We start from the raw sequence: 4132 nt of genomic DNA, 5'->3' as shown, positions 1-4132 counted from the left end.
TAAGAGACAGGAGTTCCTCCGGGTGTACGGCGCGGGCCGCACCTCGGACGCGGTCGCGCACTACCAGACCCACCAGAGCTGACCCGGCGGGGCGTGGCGCCCCGTCGGGGAGGTCGGGGTGGTGGCCGCAGGGGGAGGAGCGACGCACAGCCATGGGTGAGGTCTTCGCCGGCCGGTACGAGCTGGCCGACCCGATCGGACGCGGTGGGGTGGGCGCGGTCTGGCGCGCCTGGGACCACCGGCGTCACAGGTACGTGGCCGCCAAGGTCCTGCAGCAGCGCGACGCGCACTCGCTGCTGCGCTTCGTGCGGGAGCAGGCGCTGCGGATCGACCACCCCCATGTGCTCGCACCGGCCAGCTGGGCCGCCGACGACGACAAGGTCCTGTTCACGATGGACCTGGTGACCGGCGGTTCGCTGGCCCATCTGGTGGGGGACTACGGCCCGCTGCCCCCGGCGTTCGTCTGCACCCTGCTCGACCAGTTGCTGTCGGGGCTCGCCGCGGTGCACGCGGAGGGGGTCGTGCACCGTGACGTCAAGCCCGCCAACGTGCTGCTGGAGGCGACCGGGACGGGCCGGCCCAGGCTGCGGCTGTCGGACTTCGGCATCGCGATGCGGCTGGGCGAACCCCGGCTGACGGAGACCGACCTGGTGGTGGGGACGCCGGGTTATCTCGCGCCCGAGCAGATGATGGGTGCCGAACCGGACTTTCCCGCCGATCTGTTCGCCACCGGTCTGGTCGCCCTCTACCTGCTGCAGGGTGCCAAGCCCGACGCCAGGGCGCTCGTGGAGCACTTCGCGGAGTACGGGACGCCGAGTGCGCCCCAGGGCGTGCCCGAGCCGCTGTGGCAGGTGGTGGCCGCGCTGCTGCAGCCGGACCCGCAGGCCCGGTTCCGTACGGCGACGGGGGCGCGCAAGGCCCTCGCCGCGTGCGTCGAGCTCCTGCCGGAGCCGGGTCCCGACGACGAGCTGATCGAGGTCTTCGACCAACTCGGGCCGTTGCCGCCGGGATTCGGGCCGGAGGGTCCGCTCGGGCGGAGCCCGGGGGTGGCGGTCGGGCGCGGTGCGGCGGCCGGGGCCGCCGACGCGGCGGAAGGCACCGCCGTACCGGATCGGCCCGGCACCGGGGCTGTCGCCGCCGGCTCCGCGACCTCGGGCACCGGTCCTGCGGCCTCAGGCACCGGCCCCGCGGGCTCAGGCACCGGCCCCGCGGGCTCAGACACCGGCCCCGCGGGCTCAGACACCGGCCCCGCGGGCTCAGGCACCGGTTCCGTCGCGTCGGGCCCGCGGCTCGCTCCCCGGCAGGGGACCGGGTCGGCGCCGGAGCCGGGGGGCAGCGGCTCGTCCGCCGGTCCGGCCCGGCCCTCCACGATGTCGGACACCGGCAGCTTCCGCCTGCCGCCGCCGCAGGCCGTTCCGCCTGCGCCGCCCTCGCCGGCCGCTCCTCCGGCCCAGGCCCTGCCGCCCTCCGGCGGCGCGCCGCTCGCACCCGTGGTCCGCCCCGATGTCCCCACTGCCTCGTACACCGCTCAGGATGCGCAGGTTCGCGTTCCGGCTCAGGGGTACTCCCACCACCGCGCCGTACGTCGTCCCCGCCGCCCTGGGCCGCCCGCCACGGTGGCGGTCCCGCTGCTGTTGCTCGCGCTGGCCTGCTATGCCGTGGGTTTCTGGGCACTGACCCGTCTGTGAGGCCTGCCGGGGCCGCCCGGTCCCCTGCCCGCGCCCCGTGCCCTACAAGGCGCCCGAGGAGCCTGAGGCGTCCGAGGAGGCAGTCCTGCGCCGGGCGGCCATCGTCCACACTCCGAGGACGGCCAGCAGGACGGTTCCCGCGCCGATCCCGCCGGCGGCGAGCACCCGCAGCGCCACCGTGCCGCCCGCGGCCCCGGCCGGCGTCGCCGCTGCCCGGTCGCGGGCGGTGACCTCGAAGAGCTGCCCGGGCTCGGACCGGCCCGCGTAGTCCGGTCCGGGCCGGACCGTGCCGTCCACCCGCACGCGCAGGGTCAGGCCGTAGGGCCCCTCGCCGAACCGTTCGGCGGTCTGGGCGGCGAGGTGCACGACCAGGTAGTGGAAGCCGGCGAACCGCAGGCTCTTCACCTGGTCGGCGAAGCCGTGGCGGTTGGCGTGGTCGACGGGTGGCAGGGGTGCGAGGCCGGCCGAGGCCTGTCGGCCGCGGTAACCGGCGTACGCCTCCTCGACGTGCCCGCGCACCGGGTTGTACAGCGACAGTGTCAGCGCGCCGCTCACGTAGCCGCCGCCCTCGCTCGCGCTGCCCAGCTCGGCGGTGGCGTTCGGCTGTTGTCCCCAGTCGACCGGCACCTTGTAGAAGAGGGTCTCGCCGGGCCGTATCCGGGTTCGCCAGACCCCTGGTCCGATCGCGCTCGCTCCGGCGAATCCGGCGCCGCCCGCGCGTTCCACCGCCTGGCCGGTGACCGGCTCGGGCGAGGCGGAGTTCCACGACTCGGGCGCTGCTGTCGCTCCGGTGTGTTCCAGGGGCGGTTCCGAGAACGCGGCGAGTTCGAGGGGCCAGGTGTCGGTCGAGGAGCCGTCGGCACCGACGCGTTCGATCAGCACGTAGTACGTGCCGGCTCCCTGGCACAGGGTGCGGCCGGGGGAGGCCTCGCGTGCCCCCCAGGCGGCGACGGGGTGCGGGCTGCGGCTCGCGCCGAAGCGGGCGGCCTGGAAGGAGCAGGAGGCACCGTGGGCGTCCTGCACCGAGGTCCTGAGGCCGTCGGTGGCGGCGACCGTGGTGCCGGCCGCGGGCACCGCGGTGGCGGAGACGTACGCGGTGGAGGTGGCGTCGAGGTCGAGGCGGTAGTAGAGCTTGCCGTTCCTGGGGAGGGAGCTTTTGTAGGTGCGGCCGGGCTCGAGGCGTTCGGCGTCCGTGGTGCTCGTCGCCCCGGCGACGGACGGGGCGTCGTCGGTGAAGGCGTACCGTCCCGGTGACCCGGCCGCGAAGGCGTTCGGCCCGGGGACGACCGCCGCCAGGGACAGTGTCGCCGCGGCGACGGCCAGACGCACGGCGGGGTTGCACGGGGGCCGGCGACCGCGCCGGTCGCGTCGTGGGTGCCGGGGGTGCTCCGCTCTCGTCCGCCGTCCGGCTCCGCCCCGCTCCATGCCGCGCCACCCCTCGCGTCTCGTCGCTCCGGACGTCGCCCATCCTGCCCCGCGCGCCGCTGGGCCGTCCGCGCATCCCGTACGAGCGTCCGAAACGCCCGTCTCCGGGAGCGAGTCCTAACCCACAGGAGGCGTCCGCGCAACAGGAGGCCGGGACCGCGGGCCCACACAAAACCCCGACCGCTCGGGCGGTCGGGGCCTGTTCAGTACCGGATGTCGGTGCTCACGAACCCGTGGGCACGGAGTCAGTCGCCTCCGTCCACAGATCCTGCTCGGCGCGATCCGCCTGGATCTGGCGGTACACGAGGAGCCCGCCGATGGCGGCCAGTGCGACCAGGAGAAGCTTCTTCACCGCGCGACCTCGTCTTTCCTTGACGTAGGGGACCTCTGGCGCCCGACTATACACACCGGCCGATACCGATCAGTGACCTGCGTCGGCCCTCAACTGCCGTGTGCGTGAGCGCAGTAGACACGGACGAAACCGCCTGGACCGGAGGGTGGTCGCACCCGTACGGACGGTGATTTCGCCCCTCTCCTCCCTTCTTGGCAGCTTTTCAGCGGCTTTTCGGCGACTTTCCGCCGCTCATGCGTCCATCCGAGTGGTGTTCATCCGAAGATCGCGGCGCCACGGGCGTCGGTCCACCACTTCGCGGCCCTCATACACATCATGAGCAAAGTACGCAAATCGCCCAACCCGAAAGTGAGGGGACATGGACCAGCACAAGGTCATGAAGCTGTGGACCGCCATCGTCACGGCCTTCCTCGCGCTGTGCACGGCGCTCGGACTCATCACCACGACCGCTTCCGCCGCCGCGGCCGCGGAGCAGCCCGAGACGGCGCCCAAGAGCGCACCGGTGCCGGCCCAGCCGACGTCCTCCTGGTCCAGGGTGCATGCCCGCTCACTGCCCCCCACGATGAAACAGCGCATCCGCGCCGAAGCCCACGGCAAGACGCCCGCCTGCCGCCACCACCCGACGGCCGACGCTCCCTCCCTCGCCGCCGATCCCCAGTGCGTCCCC

The 4132-nt window shown here is 74.0% G+C and carries 4 protein-coding genes; 2 read left to right on the top strand and 2 right to left on the bottom strand.

Annotated elements, in window-relative coordinates; genetic code table 11:
• Nucleotides 1-152 precede the first annotated feature (152 nt).
• Nucleotides 153-1688 carry a serine/threonine-protein kinase gene (locus C1I97_RS32705; protein ID WP_111006654.1) on the top strand — a complete coding sequence of 512 codons (1536 nt, stop codon included), beginning with the start codon at nt 153-155 and terminating at the stop codon, nt 1686-1688.
• Nucleotides 1689-1730: 42 nt separating this feature from the next.
• Here C1I97_RS32705 and C1I97_RS32700 read toward each other — a convergent pair whose 3' ends face one another.
• Together C1I97_RS32700 and C1I97_RS40815 are read right to left on the bottom strand one after the other, a co-directional pair.
• On the bottom strand, nt 1731-3017 hold the full coding sequence (locus C1I97_RS32700; protein ID WP_111006653.1) for a hypothetical protein: 1287 nt from the start codon (nt 3015-3017) through the stop codon (nt 1731-1733).
• 319 nt (nt 3018-3336) lie between these two features.
• Nucleotides 3337-3465: a DLW-39 family protein gene (locus C1I97_RS40815; protein ID WP_003999697.1), complete on the bottom strand. Its 129-nt coding sequence runs from the start codon at nt 3463-3465 to the stop codon at nt 3337-3339.
• Nucleotides 3466-3823: 358 nt separating this feature from the next.
• Here C1I97_RS40815 and C1I97_RS32685 point away from each other — a divergent pair.
• Nucleotides 3824-4132 (top strand): DUF6344 domain-containing protein (locus C1I97_RS32685; protein ID WP_111006655.1); only part of this gene is annotated, 309 nt, incomplete at its 3' end.

It is taken from the genome of Streptomyces sp. NTH33, from assembly GCF_003236365.1.
Classification (GTDB): Bacteria; Actinomycetota; Actinomycetes; order Streptomycetales; family Streptomycetaceae; genus Streptomyces.
Note: the sequence above shows the minus strand (reverse complement) of the source record. Positions and strands in the feature narration are given on the sequence as shown.